Origin of the sequence: Melghirimyces profundicolus (assembly GCF_003054245.1) — a bacterium.
Lineage (GTDB): Bacteria > Bacillota > Bacilli > Thermoactinomycetales > DSM-45169 > Melghirimyces > Melghirimyces profundicolus.
The window spans coordinates 23,933-44,563 of sequence record NZ_QBKR01000021.1 but is presented as its reverse complement, the minus strand read 5'-3'; the positions used below and the strand labels follow the sequence as shown (position 1 = coordinate 44,563).

Genomic DNA, 20,631 nt, shown 5'->3' with positions numbered 1-20,631 from the left:
TTGATTGGATAAAGAAAAAAACCGGCTTTTCGGCCGGTCCTCCCTTTTAGCGGGACGGGGATCGGTTGATGGATGAGGCCATGTCGGGAAGCTCGCAGGTACCGAGACCGAGGGACTCCACCTCCCGGGGGTCCATGATCCGGGGCCTTTCGGGCAACACCTCGAGACACCGGTTCAACCAGCGGAGAACCCTGCGGACATCGACCCCCTCCGTCTCCGGGGAAAAAGGGGTGAGGTATCTGATGGCACTGGCGGAAAGCTTCCGGGCCCCCCGTACTTTCCCCCGTTTCAACTGGTGCATGATGGCCGCCACTTGGATCAACCCGTGATAGAAATCGTTATCCCGCTGCGTCTGCCACAACTCTTCCAATACCTCATGGGCTTCCCAATACCGGCCCGCATGGTAATATTTGAAAAAACGCAGATAAAGGGGATGATAGCTTTTCACAGTGGGGCACTCTCCCTCCCTTCCGGCTTTCAAGGCCGTTCCACCGGCACTTCCCGGCCCCCGACGAACACCCGGGAAACCCTTCCGTCCCCGTCCGTCACTACGAGGTCAGCACGCTTCCCCGGTTCCAGGCTTCCCATCTCCCCTTCGAGTCCCAGTCGCTTCGCCGGGGCGAGAGACGCCATCCGCACCGCTTGCCAAAGGGGAATGCCCGCATAATCCGCCGTGTTGTATACCGCCCGGTCCAAGGTGAGGAGACTGCCCGCCAAACTTCCGTCCTCCAAAACCGCTTTCCCGTTTCGGGCCGTCACCTTCAGTCCGCCCAGCTCGTAAATCCCGTCAGGACGGCCGACAGCCCGGATCCCGTCCGAGATGAGAATCAGGCCATCCGGCTGTTTCGCCCGGGCCAACAGTTTCACCGCCGCGGGATGGACATGAAAACCGTCGCCGATCAACTCAACGGTCAGCCGGTCATCCGTCAGGGCGGCTCCGGCCACACCGGGCTCCCGGTGATGCAGTCCCGTCATGGCGTTGAAAGCATGGGTCACATGGGAGACTCCCGCCTCGATCGCTGTTTCCATTTCCCGATAAGTGGCCGACGTGTGTCCGGCGGAAACCACCACTCCATGCTCCGCCAGCTTCCGAACCAAATCCAGGGCCCCCGGGCGTTCGGGGGCCAGCGTGACGATTCGGAGTCCGCCCCCGGACGCTTTCCAAACCCACTCCGCATCTTGGGGCCCGGGGTCCACTACGTAATCCGGGTTTTGGGCCCCACACCTGGCCGGACAGATCCACGGCCCTTCCAGATGCACGCCGAGAACCCGTGCCCCGGACAAGCGGGACCCCGCCTTGGCCACATTGGCCAGCGCTTTCTGGAGACGGAGCCGGTCCATGGTGACCGTGGTTGCCAGAAAAGCGGTTACACCGTAAGACGCCAAAGTCCGGGATATCGTCTCCAACGCCTCCGGGGTTCCATCCATTACATCCGCCCCTCCGGTGCCGTGAACATGAAGATCGATCAATCCCGGCCAGATCGTTCCGGAAGCCACCACTTCTTCCCCGGCCTTCTCCACCCGGCGGGGGAGCCCCACATACCGGATTTTCTCCCCTTCGGTCACCACCATTCCATCTTCCAGCAACCCCTTCGCCAGGACCACCGGACCCCGGAACACTTTAACGGTCACGTGCCATCCCTCCCTGTCTGATTCCGCCTCGGACGGCCACTCCCCTGTAGCTTACCTTCGGAGAGGGGCTGCGTCAATCCAATCGTTTTTTTTCAGGGAAGGATCCGTGGCAAAAGACCATACCGTCGGAGGGCAAAAGAAAAAGACCAGGATGGGAACACCTGGCCACATGAAAGAGGGTCAAGATTAAGGAGTTAAGAAGCGTGGTAGCTTGACGTGCTCCGGAGGGGAGCTTCTCGCTTCATCGATGACTCCACGACGGCTCCGTCCAAGCCTGAAGCAAGGAGGTCAACCTCGCTTACATTTTTACTATAACACAGGTTTCGAAATTTGTCGATGTTTGTGTGAATATTTTTCTCATTTTCTGTTTCCCGAATCAGGGCAAAACTTTTTGCAAGTACCGCTTGAATGCTCTCGGGTTCTTTTTTTCCCTTCGTTCCGCCCGCATCGCCCGTTTGAACCGGACCTTGGCCGCCCGGTTATCAGCATGGGAAAACACGGTGCGCTTCAACAGACGGACTTGTTCCGTCGATTCCCCCAAGCGTGCGAGTACTTTGGCGCACACTTCAAAGTACCGGATGTCTTCCGTCCGGAACCGGGAAGCGATCTCCACATGAAGAAGCGCCTGCTGCTTCCGGCCGGTTCGGGCGTACACTTCAGCCAGAAGGGCATGGGCGAAAGCGTCCTGAGGATTGATGGTCAGCCCCTTCATCAAATGGGTTTCCGAGGCACCGGGGGATCCTTCGGTGAACAGAAGAAACCTCCCGAACTCGCGGTGGCCCGGACTGTATTCCGGATACCCGGATATCACCTTCCGATAGGCTTTGCGGGCCTCATCCATCCGACCCGCTTCCTCCAACACCCGGGCCCGTAACAGAAGGCCCTCCACATGAAAGGGATCCGCCTCCAACAATTCTTCCAGGGCAGCCAGCGCTTCGGAAAACCGTTTTCTCCTCACCTTCAGCCTGGCCAGATCCCAATACCGGTCGACTTCCGCGTTTCCGTTGCCCCCGATCTGCGTCAACGCCCGGTCGTCCGTATGTACCTCATCCACCTTGGCCGCCGTGCCTCCAGTCATCTGGACTCCCCCTTCTGCCTGATTATCCCTTCGATCCACCCGCATCTTGGACGATATATAACAACGTTGATTTTATCGCATTCGACATTTTTTGTCACGCCTTTTCGACAAAATATCCGAATCGTCTGACGTTATCGGTTCTTTTATTGACTTCCATGTTATTGTAAGTTTATGAAGTAGGAAATAGAAGAAGAGAGATCAACCAAAAATGGCATCAAGGGGTTTTCACCGACCATGAAAGCAAATGAATCCGCAGAAAGGGATTACTACTTCGATAATGTAAAGTTTTTATTGATTGCACTGGTGGTGATTGGCCATGCCATCCGTCCCTTCGTTGACCAAAGCGAATGGATGATGGCCCTTTATCTGACCATTTTCACCTTCCATATGCCGCTTTTCATATTGATAGCCGGTTATTTTTCAAAAAACATCCATCGCCAAGACCAGGCACAAAAGGCGATCCGTACGATTTTGATCCCTTATGTGCTGTTTCAGGTTCTCTATTCCGTCTTTGCCGCTCTTCCCCGGGAGTTCTCAGACTTCAGCCTCTCCGTTCTCGACCCGTACTGGCTGATGTGGTTTCTTCTCAGCCTTTTCACCTGGCGAGTGATTCTCCCCTACTTCATCCAGTTGAAATATCCGGTTCTGACCTCCGTGTTGCTGGCGGTCCTGGCCGGTTACATGGACGGTGCGGACAGCCTGTTGGGACTGGCCCGGACGGCGGCCTTTTTCCCCTTCTTCATCGCGGGATATTATTTGGAACGACATCATTTTAACTTCCTTTTCACCCGGGGAAGACGATGGCTCGCTGTCGGAGGGATGGTTGTTCTGCCGGCCCTCATGCATTGGTTTCAATACCATTCCCTTGTACTGGACCTGGATTGGCGACGGTGGCTGTACTACTCGTTTCCTTATGAAGAGCTGGGGCAAACCGAGTGGTATGCGGGCGGTTACCGGATCCTCACGTTTGCCCTTGCAATCTTTGCCTCCCTCTGTTTCCTGGCTTTGGTGCCGGAGAGAAAGACCTTCATCAGCCGACTGGGAAGCCGTTCCCTTTACGTCTACTTGTGGCACGGATTTTTCATCAAGACCTTCAAAGCCTTTGAACCGGAGGAACACCTGCAAACCTTCTTTCAGCATGGACTCGTTATCCTGGCAGCGATCGGACTCACTTTCTTTCTTTCTTCCGATTGGGTTTACAAAGTGACCCGCCCGCTGGTACAGCCCCGGTTGAGTTGGATCTTTTCCTCTTCAAAAAAAGGGGACGAGGAAAAGCGCAGCAAAACCGGTTGAGACAAAAGACCCGCTCTCCGAACCGGAAGCGGGTCTTTTGTTGCCCCAAGATGAATCTCAGGATGTGGCGGAATGTCTCTGCATCCGGAGACGGGTGATGGGATCGGTCTCATAATATTCCAATTCATCTCTCAACTTTTCAAAAATCCGGGATAACCGAAATGTCAACTCTTTTAATGATTCCGGGGGTTCCTCCCGGAAGCGGAAGGCATCACGATTGGTATAGGAATAGCGTCCGTCTTCTTCATAAACTTCATTGCGGGGACAGTAGAAGTTGTTGACACAGGAACGGAACACTTCATTCAGTACTTTGGCGGCAAATTCCTCGTTGAACTTCGCCCGACGGAGGACCAGGCTCACTTTTTCGTATCCCAGGTCGCAAAAGACGGCCAAACGCCGAAGATCGGCCAGAAACTCCCTGAGAAAGTTTTCATTCCCGCTCCTTTCCGACTCTTCGCTTGTCAGCGTCCGCAGATTATGCTGGTCAAGGAAATCATTCAGCAGACGGTTGGCATCCCGGAGGTGCCCCCGGGTCCGTTCACACAACTCCTTCGTCTGTTCCTGAGGCATATCCTTTAAGAACCCCCTTGAGAAGGCACAGACTGTACAACTGTTCTTTCGACCTCAGTATAGCACGGATTCACCCGGCCGACACAACCCGATTTTCCGCGGAAAATCGTTCCCTGACCTTTTTCAAGAGAAAATGTTTCCCGTGATGATATCTTTTTGGATCACCTGGTTCATCCTGACCGAAACACCTTCGGTATCTTCCTCTGCACTTGGGGTTACGCCGGATTGACCTTGGGCCTCACACCCTGGGTATTGGTGTTCACGATGGGAGTACTGACCGTCGGCGAAGCCACCTTCATTCCCGTGAATAAGGCGATGTTGGGTGAATTGGCACCGGATCATGCCCGAAGTACTTACATGGCCGTGGATCAAATCATGGCTTTCGTTACCATGATCCTCGGGGGTGCCTTCATTACCCTCGGGGGATTTCTCCCTGCCCGGGGGATGGCCCTTCTCTTTTCAGGCTTGGGAGGGTCCGGTCTTCTGTTCTTCCGACGGGTGGCAAGCGGAATGGAAATACGGGAGAAAGCCGGCTTGGAACGCACGGACACCGTCCCCGTATGAGAGTGGGCTTGGGTAAATGCTGCCGCTCACTTTTTCACAACGCTTTTACTGCTTCTCATCAGATTGATTCGTGAGAACAATAGATTTTATTGCCCGAAATAAAAAAATCCGGGGATCTCCATCCCCGGTCGAACCACAAAAAATCCCCTTCACCCACAGTGAAGGGGATTTGCCGGCCATACACAATCAATGGTACGGAGCCCGGTGATGCTGTTGAATGGCCTGTTCGATAATTTCGCTGATATCTTCCCTGTTCAGGGCTTGAATATCGGTAACGAGCACTTCCGAATCCAACTCTTCTTTCCGAAGCAGGTCGTACAAATCAGGAGAAACTGTCAAAATTAAAGCGGACAACTTCATCGTTTGCACAAGCCATCACCTCTCTTAAAAGAGAATCGGTGCTTGTGGCTGAAAGGTGGCGGACTCCTGTTTTATATTATGATTCCATATGGGGTCTCGTTGTCAATCACCGGGCCCGGAGAACCCCTCCGATCCCAAAAAGGGTGAATGCCTGAAACTTCCCTCGACAGGCGGGAGCCCTTCCCCATCATTTATTCCATCCGCACCCGGTTGGCACCGGATGATCGGTCAGCTTCTTCCGAGAAGGATGGCGTGGTCCACTTTGATGCAACGGTCCATGATCACGGTTAAACCGGCCTCCCGAGCAATCCGAGCCGCCTCTTCGTTGAAGATCCCCTGTTGCAGCCACAGCGTTTTTGCCCCCGCGGCCACCGCGTCGCGGGCCACCGGGACACAGTGCTCGCTTCTGCGGAACACATCCACAATATCCACTGGTTCATCAATCGCCTCGACGGAAGCATAGGGGGGTTCTCCCAAAACCGGTCCTTCCAGCGTCGGGTTGACGGGAAAAATGCGGTAACCCGCCTGTTGCAGTGCCCGGGCGATCATGTGGCTGGTCCGGTGGGGTTTGTCGGAGAGACCGACCACTGCAATGTTTTTCGCTTCTTTCAATCGTTCTCGGATTTGCTCATTGTCCGGGTTCTGAAACACGATCATTCCTCCTTTTTCCCTTACAATACCATACCCCGAAAACGGATTCCCAAAGAAGTGAAAAAGGGCAGGTTGCAAAACCTGCGATGGAAAAAACAGACACTTCCTTTTTCATATGATCACCCGATATAATATACTTAGATATATACAAAAATATATCACTATAATATACCTCCTTCTTTCAAGAGGCTGTCGAACCCTTTCCTTCTCCTCTCCTCGGTCTCGAAACGGCGGTCCAACCGGTCGACAGCCTCTTTTTCATTTCCGGAAACGAATACAGATCGAACGGACCGGTTAAAGAGCCGGTTCTTCTTTTTCCCAACTCACGGAAACCAAAAGCCACCGCATCGATTTGCGGCGGCTCGATTCATATTTTTCCCGCATCCTGGACGTCCCTTTTCAGACCGGGCATTCCCGGGACCCAATTGGCGGGAACCCCCAGACCTGTTCTTGCGCCAAACAGCAAAGCCTGGAACAATCGCAGAATTTCCGGACCGGAACGTCCCACATTGGACGGGTACACCTGTTTGGAAACGATGAACCCCTCCGGGCCAATGAACAACCGTGGCACGAAAAGACGTACCCGATTCCGGATCCAGGACACGGTAAGAACGGCTGATTTGCTGGCTTCGGTCGCTGATCAGAGGATACGGAAGGTTCCGGACCGAAGGGGAAATCTCGGTAAACACTTTATGGCTGTAAACGCTGTCGGTGCTGACTCCCCACAGCCGGCCCCCCATTTGCCGGATCTGCGGATAGATGGCGGCGACCGCCGCCCATTCCGTCGGTCAGACAAAGGTGAAGTCGCTGGGATAGAAGAAGAGGATCACCCAGCTCCCCCGGTAATCCTTCAGATTGATCTTCTCCACCTTTCCATTGAAATACGCGGAAGCGGAAAAATCCGGGGCTGGATCATCCCGGGTGGCGCAAAAAGGCAGACGGCACTCCCCTGTCGTCTCTTCCGGCACCTCATTCACCTCCCCTGTTTCCATCCCTCACTCCACCCCATGCGGTTGAATGGAAAAAAACAGCATGTACAGAAAAACCCCCCCTCCGGGAGCGGGGTGAATCTTTGCCATACCACTTTCTTCAATGATTTCCATTCTTTTATCAGTAATATGTATCGTTTTTTCCCAGCGATTTCAACTGATAAATGGTACGGTCCACCAAGTCCGGGTCTGTGCCGAAGATGAAGCATCCCGGTCACCGGTTTTTGAGGTGGGCGGCTATATGGTCCCTCACCGATTTTTCATGCAGTTTCCCTTCCGTCCGGATTCGGATCCGGTCCCCCTCCACCCGGAGAGTGAAACAATGGATCCCCATGGAAACCAGATAAGTCTCCACATCCTGAGGGCTTTCGCTTTCGGATGACAAGACTTTATGTCCCATGAATTTCCCGTTGACATACACCTCATAGCGGTCATGGGAACGTTTCTGCCTCTCTTTCCCGTCGGAAATCAAGGGAACGCCCGGACTGCCGCTCCAACCGTTCCGCTCCGCCATGCAAACACCTCCTATGCTGGATTCTGTCCGGAAGGAGAAGAGAATACGGAGGAAAAAATCGGTAATTCTCACTTTCCCTGGCGAACACCATACATTGAAGGCAGTACCGACCGGAGGGAGGTATGAACGGATTCACTCCCGGATTTTCGGTTCCGGGAGCAACCATCTCCCTATCCCACGGCGTACAGACCCCACCGGAAAAAACGTGGTCGAAGGGATCGAATGGAGATTCGCACAAAAAGAGGGCCGCACAACGGCCCACTTTTTTTCATGCCCGGGTCAAATCACCCAAGGTGAAAAAAGTGAGTTCTCCCACGGCGACATCCTTTCCTTTTTGATTGCGTGCAAACACTTCAAACCGGTAGACTGTATCTTGATTCCTTTTTTCTTTGCCGATCACTTTTCCGCCAAGCGTGATGACATCGCCTATGAACACCATGCCGACAAAGCGGGTGTAAAAATTTTGCACAAAACCGGACTCCAGCTGGGTTGAGAACAACCGCGAAATTTTCGCCATCGTCAGCATCCCGTGAGCGATTACCCCCGGCAACCCCGCTTTTTCAGCCGCCTCGTCGATGGTATGGATCGGGTTGTAGTCGCCTGACGCCCCCGCGTATTTGATCAGCTCCAAGCGGGTCACCGGCGGCAGGGTGATGGGTTCCAACCGGTCCCCGGTTTCCCAATGAACAGACAGCTGCTGAGTCATGTGTACATCTCCTTTCGAACCGCTTCCGTCACAATAATGGTCGAGCGAGCGGCAAAAATACGCTCCCCCTCTTGATCCTCCCCCACCCGTTCAAAGACGAGAAAATCCAACCGTCCACGGCTCCCCTCTTTTTCAAAAGCATCTTTGAATACGAGATAACAAAACACCTCTTCACCGACAAACAGCGGACGCTGGTACTCAAACCGTTGATCGCCGTGAATCAAGCCGCTTTTGGGCAACTCCAACCCTTCGATGAAGCCGTAGCGAAAGGTGATCGGAAAGGTGGGCGGTGCGATCCGTTTTCCGTATCGGCTGTTTTTCGCCACCTCATCATCGAGGTAAAGCGGATTGAGGTCGCCAATGGCTTCAGCGAACTTCCGGACCGCCCCCTTTTCCACTTCATTCACTTCTCCCTGCGAACGGCTTCCGAGCCGATCTGTCCACATAGTTCCACCCACTTTACATTTTTTTCAGTTACGCTTTCGGACCGCCGGCAACATAAAGGACTTGACCGCTGACAAACGACGATTCCTCCGAGGCGAAGAACAGAGCCGCATTGGCAATGTCCTCCGGTTTTCCGGCACGCCCGACGGGGATCTGCTTTCGGGCCGCTTCGACAAAATCTTCAAAATCGACGCCGATCCTCGCCGCCGTCGCCCGGGTCATATCCGTTTCAATAAATCCCGGAGCGATGGCATTGCAAGTGATCCCGAATCTCCCGAGCTCGATCGCCAACGTCTTGGTAAAGCCCTGCAAACCCGCTTTCACCGCCGAGTAGTTGGACTGTCCCCGGTTACCCAGGGCCGATGTCGAAGACAAGTTGATAATCCGCCCGTAGTTTTGTTCCACCATATGTTTTTGCGCGGCACGGCTGCAATAAAAGGAACCCGTCAAGTGTACGTTTAACACCTGCTGCCAATCGTCGTCCGTCATTTTGAACAACAGATTATCGCGAATAATGCCTGCGTTGTTGACGAGAATATCCAATCGTCTCCATTTTTGCACGGTCTCGCCGACCGTGTTCTCCACTTGACTTCGATCGGTTACATCGGTTTGGATCGCGATGATTTCCATGCCTTGCTCTTTACATTCCTTCTCCGTTGCACGCAATTGTTCTTCATTGAGGTCGGCAAGGCACACCTTCGCCCCTTCCTTGGCGAAACGTTGGGCAATCCCTTTGCCGATTCCCCGGCTGGCACCTGTCACCAAAGCAACCCTTCCCGCCAATCGATCCATGATTCTCTCCTCCTCTTCGATATAAAACTAAAATCAGATCAAACCAGATCCCCCAGTTTCACATGTCCTTTCAGAAGGTTTCTGGCGATTATCATCCTCTGAATTTCGTCGGTTCCGTCATAAATCCTCCACAACCGCGCTTCCCGGTACCAACGTTCAATGGGGAGCTCTTTCGTATACCCCATTCCACCATGGATTTGCAGGACGCGATCGATGACGCGATTTCCCATGTTCGCTCCGAACAACTTTGCCATGGATGCCAGGTGCCGGTTGTCCTCCCCTTGATCCAACGTCCACGCCGCATTGAAGACCAACCACTTGGCAGCCTCGATCTCAACCGCTGAATCGGCGATTTGCCATTGGATCGCCTGTCTGTCCGCCAACGGTCTCCCAAAGGTGATCCTCTGCTTGGAATGGTCGATCGCCATTTGCAAAACCCGTTCCGCACTGCCTACCGCTCTTGCACCGACCAACCACCTGTGAAATCCGATCCATTCCAACCCGAGTTGATAACCACCATGCAACTCTCCCAATACGTTCTCTTCCGGTACACGGACATTGTCAAAAATGAGTGAGGCCGGACCCCATTCTCCCATCGTGTGGATATATTCCGATCGCCAGCCCATATCACGGTCGACGAGAAAACAGGTCACTCCACCGTGGCCTTTTTTCTCTTTGTCCGTAACAGCAAAGACCATGGCAAAGTCCGCTTCGTTTCCGTTGGTGATAAATATTTTCTCACCGTTCAGTACCCATTCGTTTCCCCGTTTTTCCGCCGACATTTTGATTCTGCGCGTATCCGAACCCGCCCCGGGTTCCGTAAGAGCAAAACAGGATATTCTCTCTCCGTTGAGGGTGGGGATCAAATAGCGTTTCTTCTGTTCCTCGTTACAATAATAAAGAATGTTGTCGGCATACCCTCCGAAAAAAAAGGGAACGAAGGTTTTGGAGATTTCGATGGTTAAAACCGCTTGCATCACCTGCCCTAAATCAGCACCCCCGTACTCTTTGGGCGTGTTGATTCCCCAAAAACCCAAATCAGCTGCCTTTTTTTGCAATTCTTTTTTCTTTTCCCGGGAAATCCCTGGTTTTCCTTCTCTTTCATTTCGCAGAACTTCGGGTTCCAATGGCATAAGTTCTTTCTGAACAAACTTGCGGACGGTTTGTTGAATCATTTTTTGTTCCTCTGTTAACCGTAAATGCATATGCCTTCGCCTACCCTTTTTTCAAAGAATACCAACTGGTTGGTATGTTTGTTTTTTCTATTTTATCATAAAATAACGACGAATCCAAACCCTTCAGATCGTTTCGCAATGAAGACCCATGCCCCGGTTGGGCACAGGCCCTTAGGAATTTCTTCTCCCCTCCAAATCGGACGATCGATGGATTACTTCGACGAGCACCGGGTGGATCTGCATGAGGATCCCCCCGGCGCAGGATGCCGGAGGGGGGAATACGTCATCCAGGTAAAGATCCAACCAATGTCCCGTTATTTTTTATCCCCTTCGATAATGACCACTTTGCCGTCTTCCACTGCTGCGACATGGGGCGGCCAGATAAATCCGCCTTTCTGAGTAATCCCCTCAAGGGGGTAAATGCTCTTTTCTTTGGGAAGATTCTTGATGCCCTCATCCATACCGGCCATAATCTTTTTCGGCTCATCCACCGTCCCCGCTGCCTTCATCGCTTCCACGAAAACGTACAAAGACTGGTAATTGAAAGCGGATTCAGATGTGGCCAGCTTTTTGTATTTCGATTCGTATGTTTTCACAAAGTTGGCGGTACCGGGTTCGTTATTTTCACGAACCGGCTTCACCCCGATCATGCCGTTCAGCTTGTCGTAACCGCCCAACACCTTGGCCATCTCTTCCATTTTAGCTTGGTCCATCACCATGAACCCGCCTTTGAACCCGAGTTGCTTCGCCTGTTTCATCACCAAAGCCGTCGGTTCCGAAGGTCCGCCGACAAACAGAACGTCGGGTTTTTTATCCAAGGCATTGGTCACAGTCGAATAAAAATCGGTCTCTTTGTTAAAATCGATCTCCGTTTTATAAACCACTTCTCCGCCCATTTTCTTCCAAACTGGGACCAGCGTTTCCGTCCAGTCTTTGCCGTACTGGGTCGCCGTCGGGAGAACGGCCAGTCTCTTCCCAAATTTCTTCATCGCGTATTCGGAGAACATTTCGGGATAGTTGCTATATTTAGGAGGAATCCCCACCGTCAATGCATTGTTCTGCTTTTCGATTCGCGGTTCGCTGGTATATGCCCCGATGATAAATTCGTCCTTCTCATTAAAGACTTGCGATGCAAGCACACCACCGCTGTGAGGAATAAAAACGATCGAAGTGTCCTTTTCCTGAACGAGACGTTTGGCGTTCGTCCCCGTCTCATTGGGCAAGTACTTGTCATCCAATGCGACGAGGTTGATCTTATAGGTCTGACCGCCGACTTTGAAACCGCCGCTGTTGTTGATTTCCTTTGCCGCCATTTCGATACCGTTCAGCACATTTTGTCCGTACAGGGCTGCTGGTCCGCTCAACGGTCCGCTGTAACCGATGTTTACGACCTTTTCTCCTTCGGCGACTTCAGGAGTTTCCGTCTTCGCTTCCTCCTCGTTCTTTTTTCCTCCCCCGGCACTGGTGCTGTCCATGGACTGACTTAGACACCCTGTCAAACTGAAAGCCAACAATACCGTTAACACCAATAGTTGGAGTTTTCTGATTTTCACCATGCCGAATTCCCCTTTCTTCTCCTTTAAGCTCCGATATATGCTTTTCTGATTTGATCATGGTTTAACAAGGTTTCGCTACTTCCCTCGATGACGATTTCGCCGCTTTCGATCACATAACCCCGGTCCGCAATTTTCAACGCCGCACTCGCATTTTGCTCCGCCAGCAGAACGGTGGTCCCTTCTTGGTTGATTCTTTGAATGATATCGAAAAGCTGCTTGACGATGAGAGGCGCCAGTCCCAGGGACGGCTCATCCAGCAACAGAAGCTTCGGTTTGGCCATCAATGCCCTCGCAATAGCCAGCATCTGCTGCTGGCCCCCGCTCAAGGACCCCGCCGGTTGGTCTTTTTTTTCCCGCAAGATCGGAAATAAATCGAACACGTATGGAAACAGTGCTTTCAGTTCCCGCTTGTTTTGGCGATGGACAAAACCGCCCATCTTCAGGTTTTCAAACACAGTCATACCCGGGAACAGCTTTCTTCCTTCTGCACATTGAACGACTCCCAACATTACGATGCGGTTGGGCGACCAACCGCTTATTTTTTTGTCGAGGAAGGTTATCTCACCATAACTGGGTTTAGTCAACCCGCTGATCGTCCGGAAAATCGTGCTTTTCCCGGCTCCGTTGGCCCCGAGCAACACCACCAACTCGCCCCGTTTCACTTCCATATAAACCTCTCTCAACGCGGTGAAACGGCCGTAGTTCACGCACAAATCAGACAGTTTCAGTTCTGCTGGATTCAGGTTGACCACCTCCCAAATACGCTTCGATGACCGCCGGATGATTTTGAATCTCCTTAGGCGTTCCCTCCGCGATGCGTTCCCCTTGATTGAGCACCGTAATTCGATCCGCCAGCGACATGATCATCGCCATTTTGTGTTCGATCAGACAAACGGTAAGGCCCCTTTTCGTCATCTTTTTGATCAATGCCGCAAGCCCGTCCGTCTCGCCGGAATTGACGCCTGCCGCAGGCTCATCCAGCAGCACCAGTTCCGGTTCGGTTGCGAGGGCCAGAGCAAAGGCGACCCGCTTTTTTTGTTCTTGGGTGATACCCGCGATCGGTTCATCGGCCAGATGGGGGAGTCCTACAAACTCCAGCACTTTATAAGCCTTATTCAGGCTCTCTTTTTCCTCCCGCCTTTCACGCCTCGTCCTGAAAATGGCATCCCAAAACCCGGATTGGGTCCTCAACCGGTTCCCGATCATGACGTTGTCCAGGACCGTCGCTTTTTCAAACAGATGGGTCGTTTGAAACGTTCTGGCAATGCCCCGTTCGGCAATTTTGTTTGGCGGCATCCCTGTAATATCCGTGCCTTTAAAGGTAATGGTTCCGGAGGTCGGCGGTTGAAAACCGCTGATCAGGTTGAAAAAAGTTGTTTTGCCGGCCCCGTTCGGCCCGATAATCGCGTGAATATGGCCCTTATGCACCTCTAAGTCGTTGTTGTGATTGGCTGTCAACCCTCCAAACCTCTTTGTCAGCTGTTCGACTTTTAAGAACATCCATTCACCTCCTCGCGTTTACACGATGACTTGGAACCTGCTTCGGAAGTTTTGACTCCGAATGTTTTAAATCCGATCGTTTACGCCTCTTCCTCCAATGGTTGGTGATCCCTCCGACAATCCCCTGCGGATAAAAGATGACAAGCAACACCAGAACCGGCCCGAATAGGACCATGCGGGAATCCTGCAAGAACTGCAGCGACTGTGTCAGCCACACCATGAGAAGCGTCCCCACCAAAGGACCGGCCAACGTTCCGATCCCGCCGATGATCAAGTACATTAACATTTCGAATCCCAGGACGATGGAAGCGATGTCGGGCCCGATAAACCGGACGAAGGAGGCGTATAAAGCACCGGCCAATCCGGCAAAAAAACAGGAGATCACGAAGGACAACAGTTGGTTTTTCCTTGTCGATATGCCAATTGCCCGGGCAAGCTCTTCGCTGTTATTGACTGCCAGAAAGGTCCGCCCGAGCAGGGAGTGAAGAAGGCGCTTGGCCACCAAAATCGTCACTGCCAGGAAGAACAACACCAAGTAATATTGTGAGGTTAACGTGTCAAAGGTGAGGGGGCCGATCGGAGCCGGATGGGGTATGCCGATCAAACCGCGAACGCCTCCTGTCAAGCTGTCCCACTTATCGATGATGAGATAGATAATAAACCCGACACACATCGTGTAGATCGCGAAAAAGTGACCTTTCGTGCGAAACGACACCAATCCAACCAGGAACCCGATCGCCGCGGACAGGACGAGAGCCGCCATAAAAGCGAGCCAAAAATTCCAACCGGCTTTCACGGTTAACAGGCCGAGTGTGTATGCACCGATGGCAAAAAAACCGACGTGGGCCAGGGACAATGACCCGACGTAACCGACGTTCATGTTGTAACCGTATACACTGATCGCCCAGATCAACGCCATCGTCACGACGTGCAAAACATACTGGCTTTGCACGATGAACGGCAGGAGAAGCGTGATGATAAAAGTGAGAATCACGCCGTTTCTAATGTTCATCACTTTATCCATCAGTGCACCCTCCCCGGAAACAGGCCTGTCGGTTTTACAGTCAAGATAATCACGAGTAATACGAACGCAATCATATCTTTATAGTCGCCGGAGATATAAGTGGCACCAAAGCTCTCCGCCACCCCCAATAAATAGCCTCCCAAAATGGCTCCCGGTATACTGCCCATTCCACCGATAATAATGATGACAAAGGCTTTCATAATCACGAGGTTACCCATCGCCGGAAAAATGAGGTTGATCGGAGAGGCCAGCGTCGCGGCCGCCGCTGCCAACGCTCCGGAAATGGCAAAAGTTAAGACAGAGATCACATTTGCGTTGATCCCCACCAAGTAAGCTCCTTCCCGGTTTTGCGCCATGGCGATAATCGCTGAACCGATCATCGTTTTCCTCAGGAACCAATGAAGGGCCGCCATGATCACAACTGCGGCGATCAGAATCAACAACCTCTGTTCGGTCACTGTCAGCCCGAAAATATGGACGACATCATCATAGGAAGTTTCCATTCGGCGATAATCAGCTCCCCACAAAACCTGCGCAAGCGCTTCCAAAAACAACAAAATACCAACGGCCGCGATCATATGTTGCAGCGGTGAAGCATTTCGAAGCGGGTGGTAGACCAGCCGATCGGACAGAACCGCCAACGACGCGATCACGAAAACGGAAAAGATCATGGCAACCCAGTAGTGTAACCCTAAAATGGTCATCACCGTCAACGTGACGTAAGCACCGATCATATAAAATGCACCATGGGCAAAATTGGGGATGTGCAACACGCCGAACACCATGGTTAAACCCAGTGCCACGAGAGTGTACACACTGCCTGTCGACAAGCCGTTTAACAGCTGTTGTAAAAACAGATCCACACTTCTTTCCCTCCTTCTTGGCCACGGAACCGTTTCGGAAAAAAAGCATCCGCCTCAATGACTAAACCGGTTGGTATTTTGGAGCCCCTACTTAACAGCCTGAACCACAGGAGGAGTCAAAATCAGTTTCCCCCATGTTTTCCGATCCGCCAAAAGGTTCAAGGCTTGCGGCAACTCCCCAAAGGGAAACTGCTTATATACAAGGGGTCGAATCGCTCCTTTTTCGTACAATTCCATCAATTCACGATGCGCTTGTATCACCCGTTCCGGCATCAGCCGGCGGAACAATCCCCAATGGACCCCGACCACAGAATAATTTTTAACCAAGGCATGGTTGGTCGGGGCGTCGGCGATGCGGCCTCCGGCGAAGCCGATTACGAGCAGCCGTCCCTCAAATGCGATGCATTTTTTGGAACGGTCGAAGGTGTCACCGCCAACCGGGTCAAAGATTACATCGGCCCCACGGCCTTCCGTCGCTTCCTTCACGATTTTCACAAAATCCTCTGTCCGATAGTCGATGACCGCTTCAGCCCCCAGTTCTTTGCAAATGTTCACTTTTTCCGGGCCTCCTGCGGTGGCGATCACACGGGCCCCGACCGCCAATCCCAATTGAATCGCAGCGGACCCCACTCCTCCGGCTCCGGCATGAACCAACAACACTTCGCCCGGTTGGATTCCGGCGCGCCGATGCAGCGCATAGTAAGCGGTCTGGTAAGTGATAAACATCGATGCCGCCTCATTCCAGGACATCGAATCCGGAATGGAATAAACATGATCTTCCGGCACACAGACCCATTCCGTAAGTCCTCCACGCGGCAAGGGCGGCGTAGCCAACACCCGCTGCCCCGCTTTCAGAGAGACCCCTTCCCCGGCCTCGGTCACCGTCCCTGAAATCTCGGCGCCGGGCGTAAACGGCAAGGACGGCTTCTCCTGATACTTGCCCTGGCAAAGCAAGATATCAAGAAAGTTCAGAGCTACCGCTTCCACCTTGATCAATACTTCTCCCGATTCCGGCCTTGGTTTGGCCAACTCCACCTGATGCAGAGCCTCACTCGGATCCCCCAGTTGTTGAACCTGCCATGCCCGCACGATGATTCCTCCTTGCCCGATTTTTTATCGCTTGAAGGAAGCCGCTCCGTCATCCACGCAAAAAACGTGGCCGTTCATAAAGGAAGCCTCATCACTGGCCAGAAAAACCGCCACATTGGCGATTTCCTCCGGTGTACCCGCCTTGCCCCTCATCTGGGCCTTTTCAACCTTGTTCCAAAGATCCGGATGATTTCTCCATTCACTTACAATACCGGTTTCGACCAGACCCGGCGCCACGCCGACCACCCGGATGTTAAAGCGGGCCAAATCCAAGGCGGCCGATTTGGTCATCATGACCACGGCCCCTTTGCTGGCGTGATAGGGAAATTGTTTCCGATCGGCGATATATCCGTAGATGGAAGCCGTATTGATAATCACGCCTCCCTTCTCTTTCATCGCGTTTCCCGCTGCCTTGATTCCGTAAAAAACCCCGTGCTGATTCACCGCCACTGTTCGGTGATATTCATCCAGCGGCATGTCGTGAACAGAATATCGTCCGCTGACAATGCCCGCATTGTTGAACATGATATCCAATTGCCCGTAAAGCTCCAGTGTCTGTTCCACAAGGGACTTAACACTCTCATAAGAAGAGGTGTCGACAGCGATGAAAGCCGCTTCTCCTCCCTCTTCTTGAATGGAAGCGGCTGTCATCGCCCCGGTTTCGGAATGGATATCGGCAACCACCACCTTGGCCCCTTCCCGGGCAAACTTTTGTGCCGCCGCACGTCCAATCCCGCTTCCGGCCCCGGTGACGATCGCCACTCGGTTTGCCAACCTCATTGCCAACCCTCGTTTCGTCCCGAAACATACCAACCGGTAAGTATTTATTTTTTATTATATTTCAACAAGTGCATATATTCAACATATTTTATCGGTTATACGAAAACCGTCCACGGGACGGTCGAGTTGGTGTTCCTCTCTGCTCCATCCAATGTCTTGCCCTTCGACGGAAACCCCAACCCTCCCCTTTCACAGGAGAACACAATCGATGTTTAAAGAAACAGCTAATTTACAATCCCGTTCAACAGGGTCTCCATGTACGTCTCTACCAGTTCTTCATCCGTCACAGGTCCGTTGGGATCAAACCAGTTGTAACTCCAGTTACACATCCCGAGGATGGCAAACGCAACAAGATCCGCTCGTAAATCTTGTCGGAATTCTCCGTGTTCCATTCCCGATTCGATGATTTTTTGGATGTTTAACCGAAACAACTTTCTCTTTTGTTTCACCATCGAAGCGCTTTCCGGTTTCAGATGCCTCATCTCGCGATGGAATACTCTGGCCGGTCGGCCGGTGACTTTAATTTGCGTAATCAACAGTTTAACGGTTTCATATAATTTGGTTTGATAACGGGTCCCCGGATTTTCCATGATCTGTTCCTGGAGTTTTAAGAGTCCATCGATATACATCAAATGGATTTCTCTCAACAACTGTTCTTTGGAGCTGAAATAATAGTAAAAAGTCCCTTTGGTGACACCCAGCGCCTCCACCACATCCTGAATCGATGTTTCGCTGAATCCCTTCATTTCAAATAATTGAATACTCTGTTCGATAATCTTCTTTTTTATATCCACCCTGTGAATTCCCCTTTCTTCCGGAACCGATTGCCTTTCATCTTCGATGGAAATTAATGACGCAGTCCATTAACCATTCTACTACATTCCGACCCCAATCCGAATGTTTGTATAAAAGATTGGACTCCATCTTTATACTGCCGATAAAGCAAGGTAAAAAATCGGAGACATCGTTTTTCTTTTTGAAACGATATCTCCGATCAGCCGCTTCATCTCCCGGGGAAGGTCAGCTCAGACCGGGATTCATCGGAGGATTGTCGATCGTGACGACGCCGATTCCCTCCTCCTTTTCAAAAACTCGCAAAAACCCACCGGTCAGTATATTCACCCTGCAATTCACCAAGCGGTCGCCCCGCCGTCCACCACCACGACCTGTCCCGTCATGTAAGCGGCGGCAGGGGATGCCAGGAACACGGCGATTCCCTTGATATCATCCGGTTGCCCGAACCGGGCCAGCGGAATGTGGGAGAGCATCTTTTCCTCAAACTTCTCCAGAAGCGGCCGGGACATTTTGCTGGGAAACCAGCCGGGAGCGATGGCATTCACTTGGATCCCGTACCGGGCCCAGCTGGTTGCCAGATCTTTGGTCATGGTAATGACCGCCCCCTTGCTGGAATTGTAGCCGACCGTCTGCATGTATTCGGGATGACCGCCACCCAGACCGGCAACGGAGGCGATATTGATGATCCTCCCTCCTTTGCCCCGGGCGATCATCCGTTTTCCCGCCGCCTGGGACATCAAAAAGACCCCTTTCACGTTGACATCCATCACCCGTTCAAACTTATCAACGGGCATCTCCTCCGGCGGTGCCCCCCAGGTGGTCCCGCTGTTGTTGACGACGATGTCCACGCCGCCGAAGGCCTCCTCCGTCGCCGCCACCACGCGCTCCACCTCTTCGGGCCGGGTAACATCACAGGCGAAGGCGAGAGCTTCTCCCCCCTTGTTTTCAATCTCTTCTTTCACCTGCTCACAGGCCTCCCATTTCCGGGAACACAAGACCACCCTCGCCCCGGACTCCGCCAGGGCTTCCGCCATGTATTGACCGAGCCCTCTTCCTCCTCCGGTGACAATCGCTGTCTTTCCGTCCAAGCGAAACAAATCTTGGGTGTTCAATGAAAACCATCCTTTCCGGGTCACTTTTTTAAAATGCCGGTGGGCCAGTCGGCCGACAGGTGCCACTAAATCCGTCCGGCTTTGGCAAACTGAGCGGCATAACGGATGAGGCCGCGTACGCGTTCACCGAAGGATGCGAAGCGGGGGTCCCGGGTTTGCCCCTTTTTCCACCGGGCATAAATCTGCTGGATAATGACCGCCAGTTTGAAATAGGCAAAGGTCATGTAAAAGTGCATCGACGACAAATCCCGACCGCTTTTGGCCGCGTACAGTTCCAAAAACCGCTCCCTGGAAATAAAGCCGTACCGTCCGGTCACCGAGGGCAAGATGTCCCGCAACTCCGCCGGGTCATCCGGTTGCACCCAATAACTCAAGGAGACGGCCAAGTCGAACAGAGGGTCTCCGATGGTTGTCATCTCCCAATCCACGACAGCGGTGGGCGAGCTCAGATCCGACGGGTCCAACAGCATGTTGTTCAACTTAAAATCGTTGTGAATCACCGTCGCCGCCGGGCTTTGAGGTATGTGACCGGTCAGCCAGCGGGTGAGGAGCTCCACTTGAGGAATGTCGTCGGTTTTCGCCTTGTCATAACGTCGGATCCACCCTTCCACCTGCCGCTTCAAAAAACCCTCCGGGCGGCCGAAGGATTCCAGCCCCGCTTCCCGCCAGTCGATGGCATGCAACCGTACCAGCGTCTCCACCACCGTCTCCGAAATCCGTCGACAAAGGTCCTCTGTCACATCGACGCCGGCCGGAAAATCTCCGTCCAAGACCACCCCTTTTCTCCGTTCCATCACATAGAAAACGGCTCCCAGCACCCCGGGTTCGGTGCAGAGGAGATAGGGCTTCGGAGCCAGGGGAAAGACCGGATGAAGCTTTTTCAGCAAAGTCGCCTCCCGCTCCATGTCGTGGGCTTTGGGGGGCAGAGGCCCCAGCGGCGGGCGCCGCAATACCGCTTCCCAGTCCCCGATTCGAAGGAGATAAGTCAGGTTGGAGGCTCCGGCGGGAAACTGCCGCACCTCCAAGGATCCCCCGGGCAGGTCTTCCAGGTGCTCCCGCAGGTAACCGGACAACCGCTCCCGGTCAAAATCTTCCCCGGGACGGACAGGGATCGTTTCGGTTTCCTTTTGTTCAGACATGGTTG

At 52.9% G+C, this 20,631-nt stretch carries 23 protein-coding genes and 1 pseudogene; 2 read left to right on the top strand and 22 right to left on the bottom strand.

Annotated elements, in window-relative coordinates; all coding sequences use genetic code 11:
• Positions 1-46: 46 nt before the first annotated feature.
• From C8P63_RS14045 to C8P63_RS14035, 3 genes are all read right to left on the bottom strand, one after another.
• Complete coding sequence (locus C8P63_RS14045) at positions 47-448, bottom strand: DUF309 domain-containing protein (protein WP_170109665.1); 402 nt, start codon at positions 446-448, stop codon at positions 47-49.
• Between the two features lie 29 nt (positions 449-477).
• Positions 478-1,632: an N-acetylglucosamine-6-phosphate deacetylase gene (gene nagA, locus C8P63_RS14040; protein ID WP_245920920.1), complete on the bottom strand. Its 1,155-nt coding sequence runs from the start codon at positions 1,630-1,632 to the stop codon at positions 478-480.
• 376 nt (positions 1,633-2,008) lie between these two features.
• Entirely contained in the window at positions 2,009-2,710 is a 702-nt protein-coding gene (locus tag C8P63_RS14035) for a tetratricopeptide repeat protein (protein ID WP_170109664.1), read from the bottom strand.
• Between the two features lie 234 nt (positions 2,711-2,944).
• Here C8P63_RS14035 and C8P63_RS14030 point away from each other — a divergent pair, with 234 nt between their 5' ends.
• On the top strand, positions 2,945-4,003 hold the full coding sequence (locus C8P63_RS14030) for an acyltransferase family protein (protein ID WP_108025277.1): 1,059 nt from the start codon (positions 2,945-2,947) through the stop codon (positions 4,001-4,003).
• 57 nt (positions 4,004-4,060) lie between these two features.
• Here the strand turns inward: C8P63_RS14030 and C8P63_RS14025 are convergent, their stop codons facing one another.
• Positions 4,061-4,573 (bottom strand): DUF3907 family protein, encoded by a 513-nt coding sequence (locus C8P63_RS14025; RefSeq protein ID WP_108025276.1) that lies wholly within the window; start codon positions 4,571-4,573, stop codon positions 4,061-4,063.
• A gap of 156 nt (positions 4,574-4,729) precedes the next feature.
• Here C8P63_RS14025 and C8P63_RS14020 point away from each other — a divergent pair, with 156 nt between their 5' ends.
• Positions 4,730-5,137 carry an MFS transporter gene (locus C8P63_RS14020; protein ID WP_108025275.1) on the top strand — a complete coding sequence of 136 codons (408 nt, stop codon included), beginning with the start codon at positions 4,730-4,732 and terminating at the stop codon, positions 5,135-5,137.
• A gap of 186 nt (positions 5,138-5,323) precedes the next feature.
• Here C8P63_RS14020 and C8P63_RS14015 read toward each other — a convergent pair whose 3' ends face one another.
• The 18 genes and pseudogenes from C8P63_RS14015 to C8P63_RS13925 form a co-directional block, all read right to left on the bottom strand.
• Positions 5,324-5,506, bottom strand: coding sequence for a hypothetical protein (locus C8P63_RS14015; RefSeq protein ID WP_108025274.1), 183 nt, complete (start codon positions 5,504-5,506; stop codon positions 5,324-5,326).
• A 219-nt stretch (positions 5,507-5,725) separates the two neighbouring features.
• Positions 5,726-6,151, bottom strand: a complete 426-nt coding sequence (locus C8P63_RS14010; RefSeq protein WP_108025312.1) for a CoA-binding protein — start codon at positions 6,149-6,151, stop codon at positions 5,726-5,728.
• A gap of 364 nt (positions 6,152-6,515) precedes the next feature.
• Positions 6,516-7,140: pseudogene (locus C8P63_RS19610) on the bottom strand (peroxiredoxin).
• 211 nt (positions 7,141-7,351) lie between these two features.
• Positions 7,352-7,651: a hypothetical protein gene (locus C8P63_RS13995; protein WP_108025272.1), complete on the bottom strand. Its 300-nt coding sequence runs from the start codon at positions 7,649-7,651 to the stop codon at positions 7,352-7,354.
• 268 nt (positions 7,652-7,919) lie between these two features.
• The gene (locus tag C8P63_RS13990; RefSeq protein ID WP_108025271.1) at positions 7,920-8,357 is read right to left on the bottom strand and encodes a MaoC/PaaZ C-terminal domain-containing protein; all 438 of its coding nucleotides are present in this window, start codon (positions 8,355-8,357) and stop codon (positions 7,920-7,922) included.
• Positions 8,354-8,803, bottom strand: coding sequence for a MaoC family dehydratase N-terminal domain-containing protein (locus C8P63_RS13985; RefSeq protein ID WP_108025270.1), 450 nt, complete (start codon positions 8,801-8,803; stop codon positions 8,354-8,356). The genes C8P63_RS13990 and C8P63_RS13985 overlap by 4 nt, the downstream gene beginning before the upstream one ends.
• 28 nt (positions 8,804-8,831) lie before the next feature.
• Positions 8,832-9,593 carry a 3-oxoacyl-ACP reductase FabG gene (gene fabG, locus C8P63_RS13980; RefSeq protein WP_108025269.1) on the bottom strand — a complete coding sequence of 254 codons (762 nt, stop codon included), beginning with the start codon at positions 9,591-9,593 and terminating at the stop codon, positions 8,832-8,834.
• Between the two features lie 38 nt (positions 9,594-9,631).
• Positions 9,632-10,798: an acyl-CoA dehydrogenase family protein gene (locus C8P63_RS13975; protein WP_108025268.1), complete on the bottom strand. Its 1,167-nt coding sequence runs from the start codon at positions 10,796-10,798 to the stop codon at positions 9,632-9,634.
• A 284-nt stretch (positions 10,799-11,082) separates the two neighbouring features.
• A complete protein-coding gene (locus C8P63_RS13970; RefSeq protein ID WP_425437312.1) occupies positions 11,083-12,321 on the bottom strand; it encodes an ABC transporter substrate-binding protein in 1,239 nt (412 codons plus the stop codon).
• Positions 12,322-12,347: 26 nt separating this feature from the next.
• Positions 12,348-13,052, bottom strand: a complete 705-nt coding sequence (locus C8P63_RS13965; protein ID WP_281258729.1) for an ABC transporter ATP-binding protein — start codon at positions 13,050-13,052, stop codon at positions 12,348-12,350.
• Complete coding sequence (locus C8P63_RS13960) at positions 13,039-13,824, bottom strand: ABC transporter ATP-binding protein (protein WP_108025265.1); 786 nt, start codon at positions 13,822-13,824, stop codon at positions 13,039-13,041. The genes C8P63_RS13965 and C8P63_RS13960 overlap by 14 nt, the downstream gene beginning before the upstream one ends.
• A gap of 4 nt (positions 13,825-13,828) precedes the next feature.
• Entirely contained in the window at positions 13,829-14,848 is a 1,020-nt protein-coding gene (locus C8P63_RS13955; protein ID WP_108025264.1) for a branched-chain amino acid ABC transporter permease, read from the bottom strand.
• Complete coding sequence (locus C8P63_RS13950; protein WP_108025263.1) at positions 14,848-15,711, bottom strand: branched-chain amino acid ABC transporter permease; 864 nt, start codon at positions 15,709-15,711, stop codon at positions 14,848-14,850. Before C8P63_RS13950 ends, C8P63_RS13955 begins: the two co-directional genes overlap by 1 nt.
• An 87-nt stretch (positions 15,712-15,798) precedes the next feature.
• Positions 15,799-16,800, bottom strand: coding sequence for an NADPH:quinone oxidoreductase family protein (locus C8P63_RS13945; RefSeq protein ID WP_108025262.1), 1,002 nt, complete (start codon positions 16,798-16,800; stop codon positions 15,799-15,801).
• A gap of 24 nt (positions 16,801-16,824) precedes the next feature.
• Positions 16,825-17,580 (bottom strand): SDR family NAD(P)-dependent oxidoreductase, encoded by a 756-nt coding sequence (locus C8P63_RS13940; RefSeq protein WP_108025261.1) that lies wholly within the window; start codon positions 17,578-17,580, stop codon positions 16,825-16,827.
• Positions 17,581-17,804: 224 nt separating this feature from the next.
• Positions 17,805-18,374, bottom strand: coding sequence for a TetR/AcrR family transcriptional regulator (locus C8P63_RS13935; RefSeq protein ID WP_342748077.1), 570 nt, complete (start codon positions 18,372-18,374; stop codon positions 17,805-17,807).
• A gap of 336 nt (positions 18,375-18,710) precedes the next feature.
• Positions 18,711-19,487, bottom strand: a complete 777-nt coding sequence (locus tag C8P63_RS13930; RefSeq protein WP_108025310.1) for an SDR family oxidoreductase — start codon at positions 19,485-19,487, stop codon at positions 18,711-18,713.
• Between the two features lie 65 nt (positions 19,488-19,552).
• Positions 19,553-20,626, bottom strand: coding sequence for a phosphotransferase family protein (locus C8P63_RS13925; protein WP_108025260.1), 1,074 nt, complete (start codon positions 20,624-20,626; stop codon positions 19,553-19,555).
• Between the last annotated feature and the right edge of the window lie 5 nt (positions 20,627-20,631).